8 protein-coding genes and 5 pseudogenes are annotated in these 17,606 nt (G+C 65.2%); 8 read left to right on the top strand and 5 right to left on the bottom strand.

The features are described 5' to 3' along the window. The 3 genes and pseudogenes from OG992_RS32085 to OG992_RS33945 all read left to right on the top strand — a co-directional run. Positions 1-1,003 (top strand): hypothetical protein (locus OG992_RS32085; RefSeq protein WP_266305117.1); only part of this gene is annotated, 1,003 nt, incomplete at its 5' end. Further along, on the top strand, positions 1,000-1,698 hold the full coding sequence (locus OG992_RS32080; protein ID WP_266305116.1) for a hypothetical protein: 699 nt from the start codon (positions 1,000-1,002) through the stop codon (positions 1,696-1,698). The genes OG992_RS32085 and OG992_RS32080, both read left to right, overlap by 4 nt. A gap of 19 nt (positions 1,699-1,717) precedes the next feature. Further along, positions 1,718-1,873: pseudogene (locus OG992_RS33945) on the top strand (hypothetical protein); the annotation flags it as partial. On the opposite strand, the pseudogene OG992_RS32075 reads toward OG992_RS33945, so the two are convergent. Further along, positions 1,870-4,915 (bottom strand): annotated as a pseudogene (locus OG992_RS32075) (Tn3 family transposase). The pseudogenes OG992_RS33945 and OG992_RS32075 overlap by 4 nt on opposite strands. A 493-nt stretch (positions 4,916-5,408) precedes the next feature. Between OG992_RS32075 and OG992_RS32070 the strand changes: the two are divergent. Then, a complete protein-coding gene (locus tag OG992_RS32070; RefSeq protein WP_266305315.1) occupies positions 5,409-6,434 on the top strand; it encodes an AraC family transcriptional regulator in 1,026 nt (341 codons plus the stop codon). A 407-nt stretch (positions 6,435-6,841) separates the two neighbouring features. Here OG992_RS32070 and OG992_RS32065 read toward each other — a convergent pair whose 3' ends face one another. Both OG992_RS32065 and OG992_RS32060 read right to left on the bottom strand, forming a co-directional pair. Further along, on the bottom strand, positions 6,842-8,170 hold the full coding sequence (locus tag OG992_RS32065; RefSeq protein WP_323181936.1) for a M23 family metallopeptidase: 1,329 nt from the start codon (positions 8,168-8,170) through the stop codon (positions 6,842-6,844). A gap of 59 nt (positions 8,171-8,229) precedes the next feature. Beyond that, positions 8,230-9,543 carry a glycoside hydrolase family 19 protein gene (locus OG992_RS32060; protein ID WP_266305114.1) on the bottom strand — a complete coding sequence of 438 codons (1,314 nt, stop codon included), beginning with the start codon at positions 9,541-9,543 and terminating at the stop codon, positions 8,230-8,232. A 645-nt stretch (positions 9,544-10,188) separates the two neighbouring features. On the opposite strand from OG992_RS32060, the pseudogene OG992_RS32055 reads away from it, so the two are divergent. From OG992_RS32055 to OG992_RS32040, 4 genes and pseudogenes are all read left to right on the top strand, one after another. Then, positions 10,189-11,376 (top strand): annotated as a pseudogene (locus OG992_RS32055) (IS701 family transposase). A 291-nt stretch (positions 11,377-11,667) separates the two neighbouring features. After that, on the top strand, positions 11,668-12,849 hold the full coding sequence (locus OG992_RS32050) for a Cmx/CmrA family chloramphenicol efflux MFS transporter (protein ID WP_266305113.1): 1,182 nt from the start codon (positions 11,668-11,670) through the stop codon (positions 12,847-12,849). Then, a pseudogene (locus OG992_RS32045) lies at positions 12,846-13,780 on the top strand (IS481 family transposase); the annotation flags it as partial. The gene OG992_RS32050 and the pseudogene OG992_RS32045, both read left to right, overlap by 4 nt. Before the next feature lie 13 nt (positions 13,781-13,793). Further along, positions 13,794-14,384: pseudogene (locus tag OG992_RS32040) on the top strand (transposase); the annotation flags it as partial. A gap of 587 nt (positions 14,385-14,971) precedes the next feature. Here the strand turns inward: OG992_RS32040 and OG992_RS32035 are convergent. Next, a complete protein-coding gene (locus OG992_RS32035; protein WP_266305112.1) occupies positions 14,972-17,059 on the bottom strand; it encodes a glycogen debranching N-terminal domain-containing protein in 2,088 nt (695 codons plus the stop codon). Further along, entirely contained in the window at positions 17,052-17,435 is a 384-nt protein-coding gene (locus tag OG992_RS32030; RefSeq protein WP_266305111.1) for an SCP2 sterol-binding domain-containing protein, read from the bottom strand. Before OG992_RS32030 ends, OG992_RS32035 begins: the two co-directional genes overlap by 8 nt. Between the last annotated feature and the right edge of the window lie 171 nt (positions 17,436-17,606).

Here is a 17,606-nt window from a genome sequence, read left to right as displayed (position 1 = left end):
CACCCCGGCGATCATCGGGACCGGCTGGCGGTTCCTGCTGCCGATCTACGCCAGCGAGTTCTCGGTCCCGGTACCCGCCGGCGTCTCCGACCGGCCCGCGGCCCGGCACCTCGCCTACCTGGTCGGGATCACCGTGCTGCTCGCTACTGCCATTCTGGCCCGGGCCAGCGCGCGGCGGCCGATCGTCGCGGCCGGTCTCTCCGTCGGGCTGATCCTCGCCGTCGGCGGCGGGCTAACCCAGTCGCGGCCCGATCCGGGCATGGCGGCGGCCCGCGCGACGGTCGAAGACCGGCCAGCGAGCATCCAGTCGTGCGTGACCCGCGCAGACGTCACCTACTGCTTCTTTGACGGGTTCGGCGGCTTGGTCTCCGGATGGGATGCGGTGGTGACCTCCGTACGCGCGGTCGTGCCGGACACCGCAGCCTCGCCCGGGCCGCCGCTCGCGGTGCGGCAACGGATCTCGCTCGACGAGATCTCAGCGGAGGGTCACAGCGGATCGATCGCCGAAGACGTGCGAACTGTGGCCGGTTGGAAAGCCGCGGACGCGGCGGCGGGCACCCCGGAGGCGGTACGGGTGGGCACCGAATGGGGCGACGATCGGTCAACCGCCGTTCTTGCCGCTGGGGTCGCCTACCGGCTGATGGCCGGAGAGGCGTACGGCGGCGGGTTCGGACTGTGTGGGGCTCGGGCGGCGCTGCTGGTGTGGTTGGTCGGGCAGGCGTCGCCGGCCACTCTGGCCGGTTTGCGCTCGCTGAACGAGACGAGTTGGGGTTCGCTCAGCTTCGGCGACAGGTCCACCATGTTCGGCATCTCGGCACCCGACCGGGCGGCGGCACCGGCGCTGGAGCTTCTGGAGCGGCCGTCTGCCGAGGTGGCGCCGCTCGTCGAGCGGCACTGGGCCGAGCTGACCGCGCCAAACACACCGCTGGAGCGCTTCGGTGCCATCTTCGGGGTGCCAGTCCAGCCGCTGTCGCGAGATGAGGGCGTGTCATGCAGTGTGTGAGCGGAGTAACCGCCGCGGACGCCATCGACGCGTCGGGCCAAGCCATCGGCGCGTCCACGCTGAGGCGGGGCGGGCGACTTCGCACGGCGGCGGCGCTGATCTGGCCGACGCTGCGGGCGACGCGCATCTCGCCGCTGTTGGCGGCCGGGCTCGTCGGTGTGGTGATCGTGACCCCACCGGCCGTTACCGGGTCGGTCCTGCAGCCCGACAACCACATCACGTTGCTGCGGTTGGTGATGGTCTGCGTCGGCATCGGCGTCACGTTCGCGCTCGACGACCCCGCGAAGCCGACAAAGGAGACCCTGCCGATTCCGGCCTGGCTCGGCGCGCTGGTACGGGCGGTCGCCGCTGCGCTCGTCGGCGGCGCGTGCTGGGCGGCAGCGCTGATGGTGACCCGGTCCGGGCCAGAGACCGCGTCGCTGCCGTACCCGGACCTGACCCGCGAGGCCGCGACCGTCGCGGCGGTCGCGTTCCTCGCCTCGGCAATCGGCTGGCGACGTTCACCGCGCGGGATCGGCAGCCCACTCGGCGCTCCGATGCTGCTGCTCGGGATGACGGTGATAGCGCTACTGCCGGCCTCGGTGGCGCTACTCATCGGCATGGGCGACGCCTGGGACGCAGCCCACGACCGCTGGACGTACCTCCTGGCAGGCACGCTGTTGGCGACCGTCGGGGTGCTCACCGTCCGCCGCTAGCCGCGCCCAGAACCAGGCCCAGGGCGCGAATGACTGCCCCTGGGCCCGGTTCTGCTTCTGGGACGGCATCAACTTCACCCACCTGCGTGGCAAGCTCAGCCACTGCGGCCCGGCAGGACCTGCACACCCACGACTGACACGACCGCACCGGGTCGGTGGCACAGACCCTCGCTAGTCGTCGCTGGCCTCAGGATCTCGCAGCGGGCGCCGGCGGTCGCCGCCGAGGTCGGGCAGGTGAAACGAGTGCCGCCGTGGACGTTGATGTGGGCGCTGACGTACGGCGACAGCCGTTGCACATCGGCGTCGAGAACCGGGTAGCCCTCGGCGCGCAGCCGGGCCACGGCGGCGTCCAGGTACACAGTGTTCCACAGCGTGACGCAGTTGAGGACCAGGCCGAGCGCGCCGAGCTGATCCTCCATGCCTTCGGTGTAGGCGCGGTGCAGCTCGCCCTTGCGGCCGTGAAAGACGTGCCGGGCGCGGCTGTGCCGGCTCTCCTGCAGGTTGCGGATGCTCTTGATGTCACGCCGGTATCCGGCGGTGTCGACGTAGGCGAGCACGTGCAGGGTCTTGAAGATCCGCCCGAAATGGGCCAGAGCGTCGCCGAGCTGAGTAGGTTGACCGCCGTGTTGCAGCATCCGCATCGCGTCGTAGGCGCTGACCGCGCCAGTGTGAATGGAAGCGACCAGCCGCAGAATGTCCGGCCAGTGCCGGCGCACCCGCTCGAGGTCGACGCGGCCACGGGCGGTGGCGTTCAGCGGACCATAGTCGGCGGCCAGGTTGATCCGCCACAGCTTCGCATCCGGCAAGTCGGCCAGCTGCGGCCGATAGTCGAAGCCGAGCAGCCGCAACAGGCCGAACACCATGTCGGAGTAGGAACCGGTGTCCGACACGACCACCTCGGGCCGGCGGCCGCCGTCCTGCCGATACAGCACATCGATCATGTGTAGGGAGTCGCGTGGGGTGCCGGACAGCACCCGCCCGGCCAAGCCCACCGCCTGGTCATTGACCAGGTTCAGCCAGGTCGTGCCACGCCTGCGGCCAAAGTACTTCGGGTTCGGCCGGGCGTGGATCGTGCGGACCGGCACCACGAACCGGATGCCGTCCACCGCGGCGACCAGGCCGCCGCCCCACGCCTGCGCCAGCTCGACACCGCCCTGCGCCACGATGAGCGGGGCGTTCGCCGCCGCATACGTCTCGGCGCGCAGGTAGTTCTGGTCGACGTGGCCGATCCGGGCCCGGGTCAGCGCGGGTGTTCCGGACACCACCGGGGTGTAGCCGACGTTGAGGGCGTGTGCGGTCAGCGCGGCCGCGATCGTGACGTGTAGGTCGGCCAGCCGCGCCTCACCCCCGGACACCGCGGTGAACGCCGCCGGAAACGCCGGCCGCCAGCTCATCACCTCCAGCAGCAGCTCACCCAGGTCGACCCGGGGCAGCATCGCCTCGACGCGGCGGCGCAGGTCCATCAAGCTCGGCGGGTCCGGCACCGCCTTGATCTTCTCGGTGTGCAACCGTCCGTCGGCGTCGATACGGACCTCCGCATCGGCGTCAACCGTCTCGGCCAGCCGGGCGGCGACATGCCGCCATGCCGCGTCCAGCTCGCCGGCGTCGGCGTCGAGCAGCCCGTCCGGCTGCTCCGGCAGGCGCAGCACGTCCAGCACCGGTCCGCGGGTCGCCTCCCACGCCGGCCCGGTGAGCAACTGCGCCCGCGGGTCTGCCCACCGCGAAGATGTCGCGGCGCTTGAGCCTCTGGTGGAACAGCTCCAGCACGCAGAACACATAGGCCCGGTCCACCGTGCCCTTCGGCCGGCCGGGCGCGAACACCAGCGGCCGCCACCAGCCCGGCGGCACCACGTCCACGCTGGCGTGCCGGGCATCCAGGAAGCCTGTCGGCACCTGCTTGGTCGCCCGCGCCGCCATCAACTCCGGCAGCCCCTGCAACGCGTACAGCACCGGCGCTGCCTCCGCCGTCGCCTCCAGCCGGATGGTCTTGACCAGCAATGGACCGAACCGGGCCACGACCTTGTACCGGTCCATCAGCTTGGCCCGCCACTCACCGTGCGGGTCTGCCTCCGGCGGCGACGTCATCTGCGCCAAGTTCGCCACCGCCGTACGCAGCTCCGCCCGGGACACCCGGCTCTCGATCGCGTCCCAGATCACCTCCACGCTGATGCCGTCGCCCCACTCAACGGCCTCCAACAGCACCTCGACCGCCGCCGCGCACTTCGCCGCGTCCCGACTCAACCGCGGGAACCGGCGCAGCTTCTCCTTGCTCGATTCCCGCTCCGCCCGGCCCATCAACTCGGTGGTCATCAGCACGCCGAACAGCTCAAGCGCGTCATCGGTGGCCCGGGCCTCCAACATCACCACCGTGCTCAGCAGGGTGGCCAGCTTCCGCGCGTACCCGTGCCGGCGCAACGCCGGCGCTTTACCCGTCAGGCCATACCGGGCCAGCTCCGCAGCCCGCCGCGGTGGAACCACACTCAGATCCGCCCCGCCCACCCCGAGCCCGGCCAACTCCGTGATGCGCTCCAACGCTGCCGCCAGCGCCGTGCCCGAGACCCGGGTCGGGCCGCGGCGCAACCGCTCCAACTCCGACACCCGCTTACCCTCGGGCACCTCCAGCAGATCCTCCAACAGCCGGGCCCGCTCCGCCGTGACCAGCCCAGCCACGGTCTCCCACAGCCGCTGCAACGCCGCGTGGCGAACCTGCGCAACCAGCCGAGCCAGGGTCGTGACGCCCGGCAGCAGCACCCGACGCTCGCGCAGCCACAGCACCGCAGCATCGAACAACGCCTTCGGCCCACCCCCAGTCAGCCACGCCTGATGATCAATCGACCGAGCCAGGTCCTGCTGCACACCAGAGAACTCGCGATACCCGTAAGCCGCCGCGATCTCTGCCTGATGCTCGAACCGGGTCGACCGCCGCTCCAGGTAGCCCTTCACCGCCGACGCATCCGCGACCTCAACCTGCTCGGCCAGGAAATCAAGCACCTCGGTCGGCACATCCAGCGGGTCCACAAGGAACGTGCCCAAAAAACCGCACCGTCACCAACTGAAGCCCGAACCCAAGCCGATTGTGATCACCCCGCCGCTTCGCGACCAGCTCCAGGTCAACGTCATCGAGATAGAAGAACCGCTCCAAGTCAGCCCGCGACGGCGGCCCCACGAACCGCCCAAAGACCGACGCCTGCTCATCCGTGAGGAACTCGACCGGCACGGTCGATCAACCCACCGAGCATCGACTGCCACGACTGCGCTGGGTCTAGCGTGACTTTTCGTTCCGATGCTCCCCCAGGGCCTGCCCCAGCCTGGACCTGCCAGCCGGGACAGCAGCAAGAACCGTTGCGCCTCAGGCAAGATCGACAGCCGCGAACCGGCGGCCTGGTAAGCGGTACCGGGCAGCGCAAGGTTGGGACAGCAGCGGAGATAGGCCGGTCGGCATTCGCGAGCGCTGGAGACCCAGGCACCAAGACGCAACCCGTCAAAGGGTGGCGCTGGTGTCGGGAATCAACCCGGACGTGGATCCCGAGGGCCCGAGGCCGAGCCGCGACTGCCGATCCTATGACGCCTCAGCAACGAATACCGGCTCAGCATAGTAGGACTGAGGGCTTGCGCTCCTCATGCTTCCGCCATACCCGCGATCGGTGGAGTTCCCATGGCTGTGCGACGCGTCAACATACGCCACCGTCTAGAGTTGAAGCGTGGACGCGATGTCTCATCTGCTCAGTGATCTGAATGCGCGAGACGCCTTCGTGCTCCGCTGTTCCCTGCAACCGCCATGGTCGATGCGCATCGAGGACGAGGCTCCCGTCAGCGTGGTGGCGGTAGTGCGGGGCCAGGCGTACATCTGTCCGGACGGCGCGGACGCAGTGCTGGTTCGAGCGGGAGATGTCGCGGTTGTGCGCGGGCCCCGACATTATCGGGTGTCCGATGAAATCGACAGTCAACCGCAGGTGTTGATCCGCCCGGGCCAGGTGTGCATCCCTTTGGCTGGGGCGGACACCCCGCCGATGAGCACTGTCGGAGTGCGGACCTGGGGAAATGCTGTGGACGGCTCGACGTTGATGCTCGACGGCACCTACGAAGCGCAGAACACGATAGGCCGACGGTTGTTGAGTAACCTGCCCGAGCTGATCGTCGTTCCTCGCGAACAGGTGCCCGCTGCGCTGGTCAGCTATCTCGCCGAGCAGATCTCGCGCAACGATCCGGGACAAGACGTCGTTTTGGACCGGCTGCTTGACCTAATGCTGGTTGCGGTTCTGCGCTGGTGGTTCGCCGAGCGCCAGGTCGAGGAGCCCAACTGGTACAGGGCGCACGCCGACCCCGTGATCGGGCGTGCCCTGCGATTGATGCAAGGCAGCCCCGCCTCGGCCTGGACGGTGGCCGGTCTGGCGACAGAGACCGGCCTGTCTCGCGCAGCGTTCGCCCGGCGCTTTTCCGATCTCGTTGGCGAGCCGCCAATGGCCTTCTTAACTAACTGGAGGCTTGCGCTGGCTGCTGATCTACTCTCCGAATCCGATGCGACAATTACCTCGGTAGCCGCGAAGGTCGGGTACGCCACCCCGTTCGCCTTCAGCGCGGCATTCAAGCGTGTGCACGGAGTCAGCCCTCAGCAGTTCCGCCAGGAGCGAGGCGCTCCGACCTTGACTGAGGCAAGCATGGGTCCCAGAGGGATTCAACGGCGAGTAAAAGCAGAGGCAAACCCACCCGCCTTGCACGGCAAAACTGGACGGTGAAGAACATGGGCTGCGTCAACGCATCTTTGTGAGCCGAGCCGTTGTCAGACAAGATTCGCTTGCCAGTGGCATCCGCACGCGACGAGACAGGTGACCCTGTTTTCCGAGCGCTGTGCCGCTGTCCGGTACTTCGTCTCCAGGTTGCCGGGACGATGGCAGCGCGCCGGCGCCCGAACTCCCTCCGGTGGCGGGATATGGCCTGCCAGGGCCGCAACCGAGCGGACCCGGCAGACAAGGCGACTGAAGTTACCCGGCTTCCCCAGCCTGTCGAACTGGGTGCCCACAGACGGTGATCTGGCCGTCGATCCACTCGGCTGCACCAGCCGGGGACGGCACGGCTGAAGGCAAGAGAAAGTCCGCCGACGCGCGAACCATCGCGCGTCGGCGGACTCGGACACCGGCTCTTTCTAGCTGAGCTCGAGGTCGGTGACGCCTGCGGCCTGGGTAGCCCATCCGGCGTTGAGGGGTCCTTCCTTCACGTTGACCGTGCCGTTGGTGTGAAGGACGCCCACGCGGTCACCGTCGAGCTCGACCGACTGGCCGCCACTGGCGACAGAGTCCCAGCCAGACCAAAGATTCCCCTCCTTAACCTGGACCCGACCGTCGGTCAACACCACACCGATGCGGTCACCAGCCAACGACAGATCCTTGACGCCCGCGGACTGAGTAGCCCATCCGGCGTTGAGGGGTCCTTCCTTCACGTTGACCGTGCCGTTGGTGTGAAGGACGCCCACGCGGTCACCGTCGAGCTCGACCGACTGGCCGCCACTGGCGACAGAGTCCCAGCCAGACCAAAGATTCCCCTCCTTAACCTGGACCCGACCGTCGGTCAACACCACACCGATGCGGTCACCAGCCAACGACAGATCCTTGACGCCCGCGGACTGAGTAGCCCATCCGGCGTTGAGGGGTCCTTCCTTCACGTTGACCGTGCCGTTGGTGTGAAGGACGCCCACGCGGTCACCGTCGAGCTCGACCGACTGGCCGCCACTGGCGACAGAGTCCCAGCCAGACCAAAGATTCCCCTCCTTAACCTGGACCCGACCGTCGGTCAACACCACACCGATGCGGTCACCAGCCAACGAGAAATCCTTGACGCCCGCAGCCTGCCAAACCCAATCCGCAAACAGATTGCCTTCCTTCACATACAACTCACCGCCCTTCACCACCCCCACCCGGGCGTTGACGCTCGCGGCGGCGCAGTTGACACTAGTGTGCCGGTAGGTCGCGCCGTCGTACTTCATTGCCGTGCTGTCAACGACGATAGGAACTCGCACACCGTCGGCCAGCTGTTCATAGTGGAGGTGAGGGCCCGAAGAGTTGCCGGTTGATCCAACTCGGCCAATCAGCTGGCCCCGATCGACCGTCTCGCCAACCCGAACGCTGATCGCGTTCAGATGCGCGACCCGGGAGCGCCAGCCCGATCCGTGATCGACCACCACCTCGTTGCCATAACCGCCGTTCAAGCCAGCCGCGACCACCGTGCCGGCAGCCGAGGCCAGTGCTGGAGTGTCCAGGTCCGCAGTCCCGGCCAGATTGAAGTCGATTGCATTCGGCACCTCGTTGGAGTGATGAAAGTAGTCACGCTGTTGCCCACAGGTCCAAGGAGCGCGGAAATCCGGCCGAGCTCCGGCAACGGTGGCCGAGAAATCGGCGACCCCGGCGCTCACAGGCGCGACCGAAGTCAGAGCCGCCACTAAGGTAAAAACAAAAGTGGTACCTGCCGTCAACCCCACGCGGCGCGCGATAGCTCCACTTTCACAAGATGGCGTCATGCCAGCCCCTTTCATGGTTTTCAGTGACGGAGACAGACGATGCTCTGCTCGGAAACCGGAAGGCTTCCGCCGTTGAAATACCTAAGGGCGCGCTTGAAGTCGTCGCACCGCTCCAGGTCTTCCGTGGTCGACGCCCTGTAACCGATGTAGCGGGAAATGAGGCCCATGTCGTAGCTGTCGGCAGCGGCGTTCGAGCCCGACCTGGACACGGTCCAGTACCAGCGTGCAATGGACGCACTCCAGGCGAGCGACGCTGCAGCATCAGGATTTGCAAGAAAGTTTTGGCCAAAATAGGTCCCAGCAGGACCGTAGTTGAAGTCGCCCGTAAGTTGGACATAGCCACGGCCGCGGTAGGTCGAGGTGCTGCCAGCTTCCACGGCGTTGTAGCGCCATCCACTCTCGTGTCGCAGCGTGGACAGGAAGGCTGCCTTTCGGGCAGGGGAGGTGATCCCGCCGATTGCCATCTGCTGATTAAGGGACGGCAAACCCTCTGCGACTACTGCCGCGTTGGGGATCGCTCCCCAAATGTTCTGCAGGTCCTGCATGCTCACAGGCGTTGCCGGCGCCGCAGAGGCTGCAGCGATTTCGAGGTCGGTGACGCCTGCGGCCTGGGTAGCCCATCCGGCGTTGAGGGGTCCTTCCTTCACGTTGACCGTGCCGTTGGTGTGAAGGACGCCCACGCGGTCACCGTCGAGCTCGACCGACTGGCCGCCACTGGCGACAGAGTCCCAGCCAGACCAAAGATTCCCCTCCTTAACCTGGACCCGACCGTCGGTCAACACCACACCGATGCGGTCACCAGCCAACGACAGATCCTTGACGCCCGCGGACTGAGTAGCCCATCCGGCGTTGAGGGGTCCTTCCTTCACGTTGACCGTGCCGTTGGTGTGAAGGACGCCCACGCGGTCACCGTCGAGCTCGACCGACTGGCCGCCACTGGCGACAGAGTCCCAGCCAGACCAAAGATTCCCCTCCTTAACCTGGACCCGACCGTCGGTCAACACCACACCGATGCGGTCACCAGCCAACGACAGATCCTTGACGCCCGCGGACTGAGTAGCCCATCCGGCGTTGAGGGGTCCTTCCTTCACGTTGACCGTGCCGTTGGTGTGAAGGACGCCCACGCGGTCACCGTCGAGCTCGACCGACTGGCCGCCACTGGCGACAGAGTCCCAGCCAGACCAAAGATTCCCCTCCTTAACCTGGACCCGACCGTCGGTCAACACCACACCGATGCGGTCACCAGCCAACGAGAAATCCTTGACGCCCGCAGCCTGCCAAACCCAATCCGCAAACAGATTGCCTTCCTTCACATACAACTCACCACTCTTCACCACCCCCACCCGACCAGCCCCAGCCGGAAGAGGTGCCGCAGATGCTGATGATTCGACTGCCACGACGGCAGTCAAAGACAGCATGGCGGTAAGTGTCCACACGTGCGTCTTTTGGAGCCTGTTCATTCCTTCGATTCTCCATCTCAAGGCAGCCGTCTTCGGCCCTGAGCCGCAGTTGAGACAGCCGACCTGCCCGCACGATCATGGGCACGATAACGGATTCCACTATCGCGGAACGGGCTCAACTATCGACAGCGACTGTTGCCGGGCTGTTTCTACCCGATCGTCAACTTCAAATCAGCTTCTAAGTGGCGACACTTGCTCCGAAGTCAGGAAAGTTTCCAAGGAGGTCAGCAAACGAAAGTGGGTCCGCCGGGGCCTTATCTGACCGCCCAGCGACGCATTTTCCCACCTCAACAGGCTTCTAGCACTCCAGCCGGGGTTGTTGACTTTTACTGAGCGGGCGGCACGGTCCGGAGCGGATGCGAGGGCAGGCCACCGTCGATCATGGACGGTTGGCTGGATCAGCCATGACCCGGCGGTGGCTGCCGGATACAGGGCAGACGCCCAACAATGGCGGATATTGTTCGATGATCTGATGATGCTGTTGGGCAGCGTTCCTGCAGGCCAGAGCCGCGGCGCCGGATGCGGGACTTCGTGCGCGGGTTGCTGGCGCCGCTACCGGCCAAGAATTGCTGGAGTATCGCCGAGCATGGCGGCGATGCCGGTCCGGACGGGATGCAGGAGCTGCTGAGCAGGGTGAAGTGGGACGACGCCGCGGTGCGTGCCGACGTCTACGTTTTTCGGCGAGCAGCTCGGCGATGCCGAGGCGGTGCTGGTTATCGATGAGACCGGTGATCTGAAGACAGGCCGACACACCGTCGGCGTCCAGCGGCAGTACTCCGACACGGCCGGCGAGATTGAGAACTGCCAGCTCGCCGTGCACCTGGTTTACACAACCGAGACAGCCCACGCGATGCTGGACACGGCCCTCTACCTGCCAAAGTCCTGGTGCGACGACCCGCAACGCCGCGCCGAGGCTGATGTCCCCGAGCAGGTGCGCTTCGCGACCGAGCCACAGCTGGCAGCCCGCATGATCGAAGCTGCGGTCACCGGCGGGTTGCCCTGTCGTTGGGTCGCCGGCGACGAGGCATACGGTCACGATCCGCGCCTGACCGCCCAGCTCCGCGCCCTGCGCCTGATTTACGTTGTGGCCGCGGCCCGCTCGCATCAGGTGAGCACCGGCCTCGGCGTCTACCGCGTCGATGCGCTAGCCGCAGGGCTTACCGCCGCCGCCTGGCAGCACATGTCCGCCGGCCAAGGCGCGAAGGGGTACCGCTACTACGACTGGCCCTTGGTCGCCATGCCCTACGCCACCGACAGCCACGGCGGGCACCACTGGCTACTCACCCGCCGCAGCCGCAGCACCGGCGAGCTGACCTTCTACCGCTGCTGGTCACCGCAACCCGCCGCGCTGCACATGCTCGTCACGGTCGCCGGGCGCCGCTGGAGGTTCGAAGAATCGTTCCAAGCCGCGAAGACCGATCTCGGCCTTGACCAGCACCAACACCACCGCTGGACGTCCTGACACCGCTGGACCACCCTCACGATCCTCGCCCATGCCTTCCTCGCCGCGGCCACCGCAAACCACGCCACAACCCCACCGGGCTGATCCCGCTGACCGTCAACGAGCTACGCCACTTGTTCAACACGCTGATCATCGAACCCGCCCGCCGCCGATCCGACCCGCTGCTCTGGTCCATCCGCCGACGCCGCCACCAAGCCCAAGTCGTGAAGAGCCACTACGCCCGCGAAAACCTCATCGAGCCGTGATCACGATCCCCGGCTGGAGTACTAGCTGTTGCGCGGCACGAGGTTCACGACGCCCGCTCCCGGAACCCGATTGCGTGGGACCGGTGGGTTTGAGTAGTGTTGGTGCCATGTCGAGCCCTGAGGCATCCAAGGTGGGGGCTTTCGGTCACGCCGTCAGCCCCCTGAATCACTGAGCGCATAGTCCGCTTCCCAGCAGTCTTCGCTGCGTGGGACATTTGCGTGCGCGCCTTGGGGCGCTGGCCGCGGTGACGAGACGTCTTCTTCTCCTTCTCGCTCACCTCGGAGCTCTTGATGCCTCTTCCGCTGTACCTGCTTGCCGTGGCGATCTTCGCCATGGGCACCTCGGAGTTCATGCTTGCCGGCTTGGTGCCGGACATCGCTACAAGCCTCGACGTGTCGGTCGGGGCCGCCGGGCTCCTCACCTCGGCGTTCGCTGTCGGGATGATCGTCGGCGCGCCGCTGATGGCGGCGCTTGCGCGCCGTTGGCCCGCCCGGGCCAGCCTCTTGAGCTTCGTGCTGGTCTTCGCCGTAGCCCACATCGTGGGCGCCCTCACGACGAGTTTCGCAGTTCTGCTTGTCACCCGCGTGCTCGCGGCCCTGGCCAACGCCGGCTTCCTGGCGGTGGCACTGAGCACCGCGACCACGCTCGTCGCACCTGATCAGAAAGGGCGCGCGCTAGCGGTGCTGCTCTCGGGTACGACGGTGGCCACCATCGCCGGGGTTCCCGGCGGTGCACTGCTCGGCACGCTGCTTAGCTGGCGGGCAACCTTCTGGGCGATCGCACTGCTTTGCCTTCCCGCTGCCTACGGTGTCATGAAAAGCATCCCGGGCCGTGCCGGAAAGACCCCTCAGCGCGCTCCGGCTGGCTCGTCTCTTCGGAACGAGATCGCCCAGCTCGCGATGCCCAGGCTGGCTCTGGTCATGCTGCTCGGTGCCCTAATCAACGCTGCCACCTTCGCCACGTTCACCTTCCTGGCACCGATCGTGACTGACACCGCCGGCTTGGGCGACTTGTGGGTCTCGGTCGTGCTGGTGCTCTTTGGGGTCGGAGCCTTCGTCGGCGTCACCCTCGCGGGACGGCTCTCCGATCAGCGTCCCCGCCTCGTGATCGCAGTCGGTGGCCCATTGCTGTTGCTCGGCTGGGTCGCGTTGGCGACCCTGGCTGCCCAGCCGGTGGCGCTTCTGCTCCTCGTGTTCGTACAGGGCACGCTTTCCTTTGCATTGGGCAGCACCCTGATCGCCAGGGTGCTGTATGAGGCAGCAGGCGCCCCCACTATGGGAGGGTCGTACGCGACCGCGGCGCTCAACATCGGTGCCGCTGGCGGCCCCATCGTTGCGGCAGCGACCCTCGAGGCCAATGCCGGCGACCTCGGGCCGGTGTGGGTCAGCGGCCTCCTGGTTACGGTCGCACTGCTCATCGCCCTGCCGCTCCAGCGATTCATTACACCCCGCGTCGGTCAGGCGATCCGATGACCCACGCGAATGCTCCGCTGAGCATTGAGGGACGGCGGCGACTCATCCAGCGCTGCCAAACCCGCCCAATCGCTCATGTTGCCGCCGAGATAAAGAACTCGCGGGCCCGCGCCAGCAAGTGGGTCAATCGCTGGCGTCACCACGGTGAAGTCGGACTCCAAGACCGGTCCTCGACCCCGCAATGCAGCCCAAACGCAACACAGCCAGAGGTCATCGAACGGATCGAGACCTGGCGACGAGAGAAGAAGTGGTTCGCCGGGCGGACCACCGACGGACTGCTCGCCATCGGGGTCCGCATTCATCGCCGCACGGTCACCAGACATCTGGCTCGACTTGGCCTTGGACAGCGCAGGTTCATCGATCCGAACGGCGAGAACAACCGCAAGCCGGGCAAGATCACCGCCAGGTGGCCCGGACACATGGCGCACCTCGATGTGAAGAAGGTAGGCCGAATCCCGGACGGCGGCGGCTGGCGCATCCATCGTCGAGGCAGCAATCAGGCCAAGGTCGCCGGCCGAGCGAAGTCTGCGGGCGCCAAGCGCGGCTACGTCTATATGCACTCCATCGTCGACGGCTTCTCCCGTCTTGCCTACACCGAACCGCTGGCTCACGAGAAGGGCGCCACCGCAGCTACTCTCCTCTCTCGGGCGCAGGTTTGGTTCGCCGCACACGGCATCACTCACATCCACCGGGTCATCACCGACAACGGTGCCTGCTACCGATCCGGCGACTTCGCTCGGATCGGTAGCAGCCAGACACGGCATCAGAAGACCAAGCCCTTACCGCTCGACACAACGGCAAAGTCGAGCGCTATCAGCGCATCCTTGCCGAGGAACTGCTCTACGCCCGCGAGTTCACCAGCGAGGACGCACGATCAGCCGCAATCGCGGTAAGGAACATCCACTACAACTACCACCGGCCACACAGCAGCGCAGCGAGTGATCGCGTTCGACGAGTTCGGGCCCCTGGTGATCCGGCCGCGGGCCGGTGCCGGGTGGGCGTCAGCCGGGCACCCACACCGGCTGCCGGCGAACTATCACAAGCTGCACGGGTTCCGGCAGTTCCGCGGCTGCTACCCCGTTGGTGATGATCAATTCTGGGGCGTCGTCCGACGGCGCAAGAGCACGGCGAACACCCCGGCCGCGCTCACGTCGATCCGCGCCGCCCGCCCGGACGGTGCACCGATCTACGTGATCCTGGACAATCTCTCGGCTCACAAGGGGCCGCAAGATCAGCAGGTGGGCGGCCTGCAACAAGGGCGAGCTCTACTTCACCCCGACCTACGCCTCCTGGGCCAACCCGATCGAGGCCCAGTTCGGGCCGCTGCGCACCTTCGTCATCGCCGGCTCGAACCACCCCAACCACCCCGTCCTGACCCGGCGGTCGCAGTCCTACCTGCGCTGGCGCAACGCCAACGCCCGCCACCCCGACGCCCTGGCCGCCCACCGCCACGAACGCGCCCGCATCCGCATCCGCATCCGCATCCGCAGTAACGACAACGACACTGGGGCCAAACCGCCACCCGAGCTGCCTGACCCCAACACCGTCAACGTCCCTGGACAGCACACCTAGACGATGGACTTTTCCCGACGTCGTGGCGGGGCCGGCGTTACCAGCGGCCCTACCCTTGGGGAGTCGATCCACCGGCTTGGGCTGGCGACCGTAGACCAAGATGACGTCGTCCCACTGTTCGGTCAGAACCAACCGTATCGCGCTCTGGCTCTTGGCCCCCGTGCACGGCACGCGAGTACACGTCCTGCAAAGCGGGGAGTCAGTCCCCAGCTTCGGTTTACGAGATCCACGTGGGAGCCTCGTCGAGATGGTGGCGTGTTCGACGACGGCGGAAGACCCCCGGTCCCTCCGCTGGAGGGATTCTCCGCACATTTCGCGAGCCGTCCGCGAATCGACGTCGGATGCCGGCAAATCTGAATGATCAGACTGACGAACATGCAGCTGCTACGACTAGGGCGGAGAGCCAGTCACGGGCGGGTGCGGTTACTGCACGGTGGCCAGCGAGTGGGAGCAAAGAGACTACACAACCACCATCGAGATATGACGGCACGGAGATCGCGTCGCCTCCGAGCCCCGGAATGCTGATGCCTTGTCTCCGCAGAAGGCGTTTTCAAGGTGTACCATCAATGTCCTCGGCCACAGTTGCTGCACTCCGGTCGCGTCGGCGACCGATCGGTCGTGCACGACCAAAAGCGTCCGCCCGACCCCATCGCCCCGGAATATCGAGTAGATCAATACGCTTTATGGATTTGGGGAGAACTGGGTCGACCTGTAGATGGTCTTCGTGGGCGTCTATTCCCAGCATTGTTCTCAAGAGCAGAAGCGGCACGCCAGCCGACCAAGCCTGAGGGCTGCAGGCTGTTGGATACTCAACCGGATAGCTGGTCAGATTACGGTCGAAGCCGGCAAATGCTTCTGGTAAACGCCCTTGGAAGAACTCTGAGGCATCGATCATGGCTTCGGCAATCCGCGCGGCTTCAGCGGCAAATCCATAGCGCCGCAAACCCCATGCAATGAAGGAATTGTCGAACGGCCACACAGTGCCCACGTGATAACCAAGAGCATTGTAACGTGACTCGCCCTCGGCAAGCGTGCGCACGCCCCACCCGGAGAACAGCCTCGGCCCCATGAGTAGGTCGACAATCCTCTGAGCTCGGTCCGCGTTGACGATACCGCTCCACAGCAGGTGCCCGATATTAGAGGAAAGCACCTCTGTGGGCCGGCCATCACCACCTAACGCCAACGCATAATAGCCTTTGTCAGACAACCAGAAATCCCGATTGAACCGTTCTTTCAGGTCGTCGGCTTCACTATCCAAGCGTCGCGCGTATTGGCTATCCCCCCAAAAGCTCCTTGCCAGCCGAGCGCTCCGTTTCTTAGCGTCATAAACATATCCTTGCAGCTCGCAAGTAGCACGAGGAAACGCTGGCAGGCTTCCGTCCTCGTGAGATATGGCATCCCACGAGTCCTTCCAGCACTGATTTTCTAACCCCGTATCCTCGTTTCGACGCTGATAGGAGAGATAACCATTCCCCATCAAATCACCGTACTCGTCTATCCAGGTGAGTGCCGCACGCGCGAAGGGCTCCATGCTTCGCACTAGATCCTGATCTCCCGTCCACCGCTCATATTCGTCAAGCAGTATAAGGAAAAGAGGCGTCGCGTCAGCGGATCCATAGTATGGCGAATGTGGTTGCTCCTCGAATGCGGCTGACTCGCCTGAGCGCGCTTCATGCAGGATCTTTCCAGGCTCTTCCTCCCGGAAGTCGTCCTGCCTGCTGCCTTGCAGCGAAGCCAAAACCCGCAGGGTCGTCGCGGCGAGCTCCGGGACGAAAGGCAAGGCTTGCAGGCTGGTAAGCAAGCTATCACGACCGAACACCGCCATAAACCAAGGTAGACCGGCTGCTGGAAGCGTCCTGCCGAATTGCAGTGTGGTGTAGCGCAACGCGGCGAGATCCACGAGAGTGCGCTGATAGGCCTCGGACAAGATCTTTGAGTCGCACACCAGTTCCGGTGCTTCTGCAAGCCACTCCCCGAGCTCGCGATGCAAAGCAGTTCGTCCGCGTTCTGGCTCACCTTGCAGGTTGGAGCGGATGTCTCGCCCGTCCGCGCCTAGCATCTGCACTCGGAGTTCGGTGGTCCAGCTCGCATGCGGCCCGAGATGTATGCGGAAGGTGAGGCCCTTCTCATCCATGTCGGCCGGGTGGGAGCTTGATATGACCGTCTCCCTCCGGAAGGTGTCTCGTACGTATCCAAGCCTGAGCCTGTCGCCCTCAAGGCGAGTGTACGAAGTGCCCCTTTTGGCACCGACGTCTTTGATCTCGAAGAGGTCAGCGAAATCACTCGCGGCGTCTACTCGAACATTGAGATCGGTTGATTCACCACCAAGATTGAGGACTGTCAACGACTCGTCGAAACTTCCTCCTACTGTTTGCTGACGGATGACGGAGATCTTCGCATCCACATAGTGAGTCGCTCCCCCTGGGACTAGGAAAAATCGCGCCTCAAAGTAGTGGACGTCGTCCACCGACAGAGCTGTCATCTCCTCCCCGTCGATGCGCAGTTGCCAGGTCGACAGAAATCGCGTGTCGAAGGAGAACAGTCCGGTAGGGAATTTATTTGACGGATCCAGGTCACCGTTGCTCCCGGCGACCACGAAAGTACTTCCGTCCAGGATCCGAATTCCGCTTTCATTCATTTTTTGCCCTACTTGGTGCAAGGCGTGCGTACCGCCTGTCAGACATGCCCGGCTTCTGAGGTAGTAGGCGTTCGAACGCCCGAAGGAGGTACAGCGATCCATGAACCAGGTAGACATGCCGAAGCCAGCCCGAGCGCATATCTTTCGCACCAGATATCGCGGCCTCGAAGAAGTCTCTTGGCATATTTATAACGCAGTCGGCATTGCCTTCTTGCTGGGCGATCGCGATTTCGCCGTTCTGAAAGGTTATGATCCAGCTTTGAACTTCGCCATCATTTTCAAGGTCGAAACGAAGTCTACCGGTGATATCAGCCAGCATGCTGTCATGCCCTCGGCGCCGCAGTCCGTCGAAGAAGATCTCAACGTTGTCAGGCATAGTCCCTCCCTCCTACACTCGATGGCGTCAGGCTAGCGACCGGCCCAGTGGTCTGCAGTCAGAGTTACAGTCATCACCCTAGCTAAGGGTGGATTGGGTTCGCCGCTGATTGGAAGGCTCGCGCTGTATCGGAGCTGGGTAGAAACCGGGCAGGCGAGCCTAGCTTCAAAT

Source organism: Micromonospora sp. NBC_00362 (assembly GCF_026342155.1).
Lineage (GTDB): Bacteria > Actinomycetota > Actinomycetes > Mycobacteriales > Micromonosporaceae > Micromonospora > Micromonospora hortensis.
Note: the sequence above shows the minus strand (reverse complement) of the source record. Positions and strands in the feature narration are given on the sequence as shown.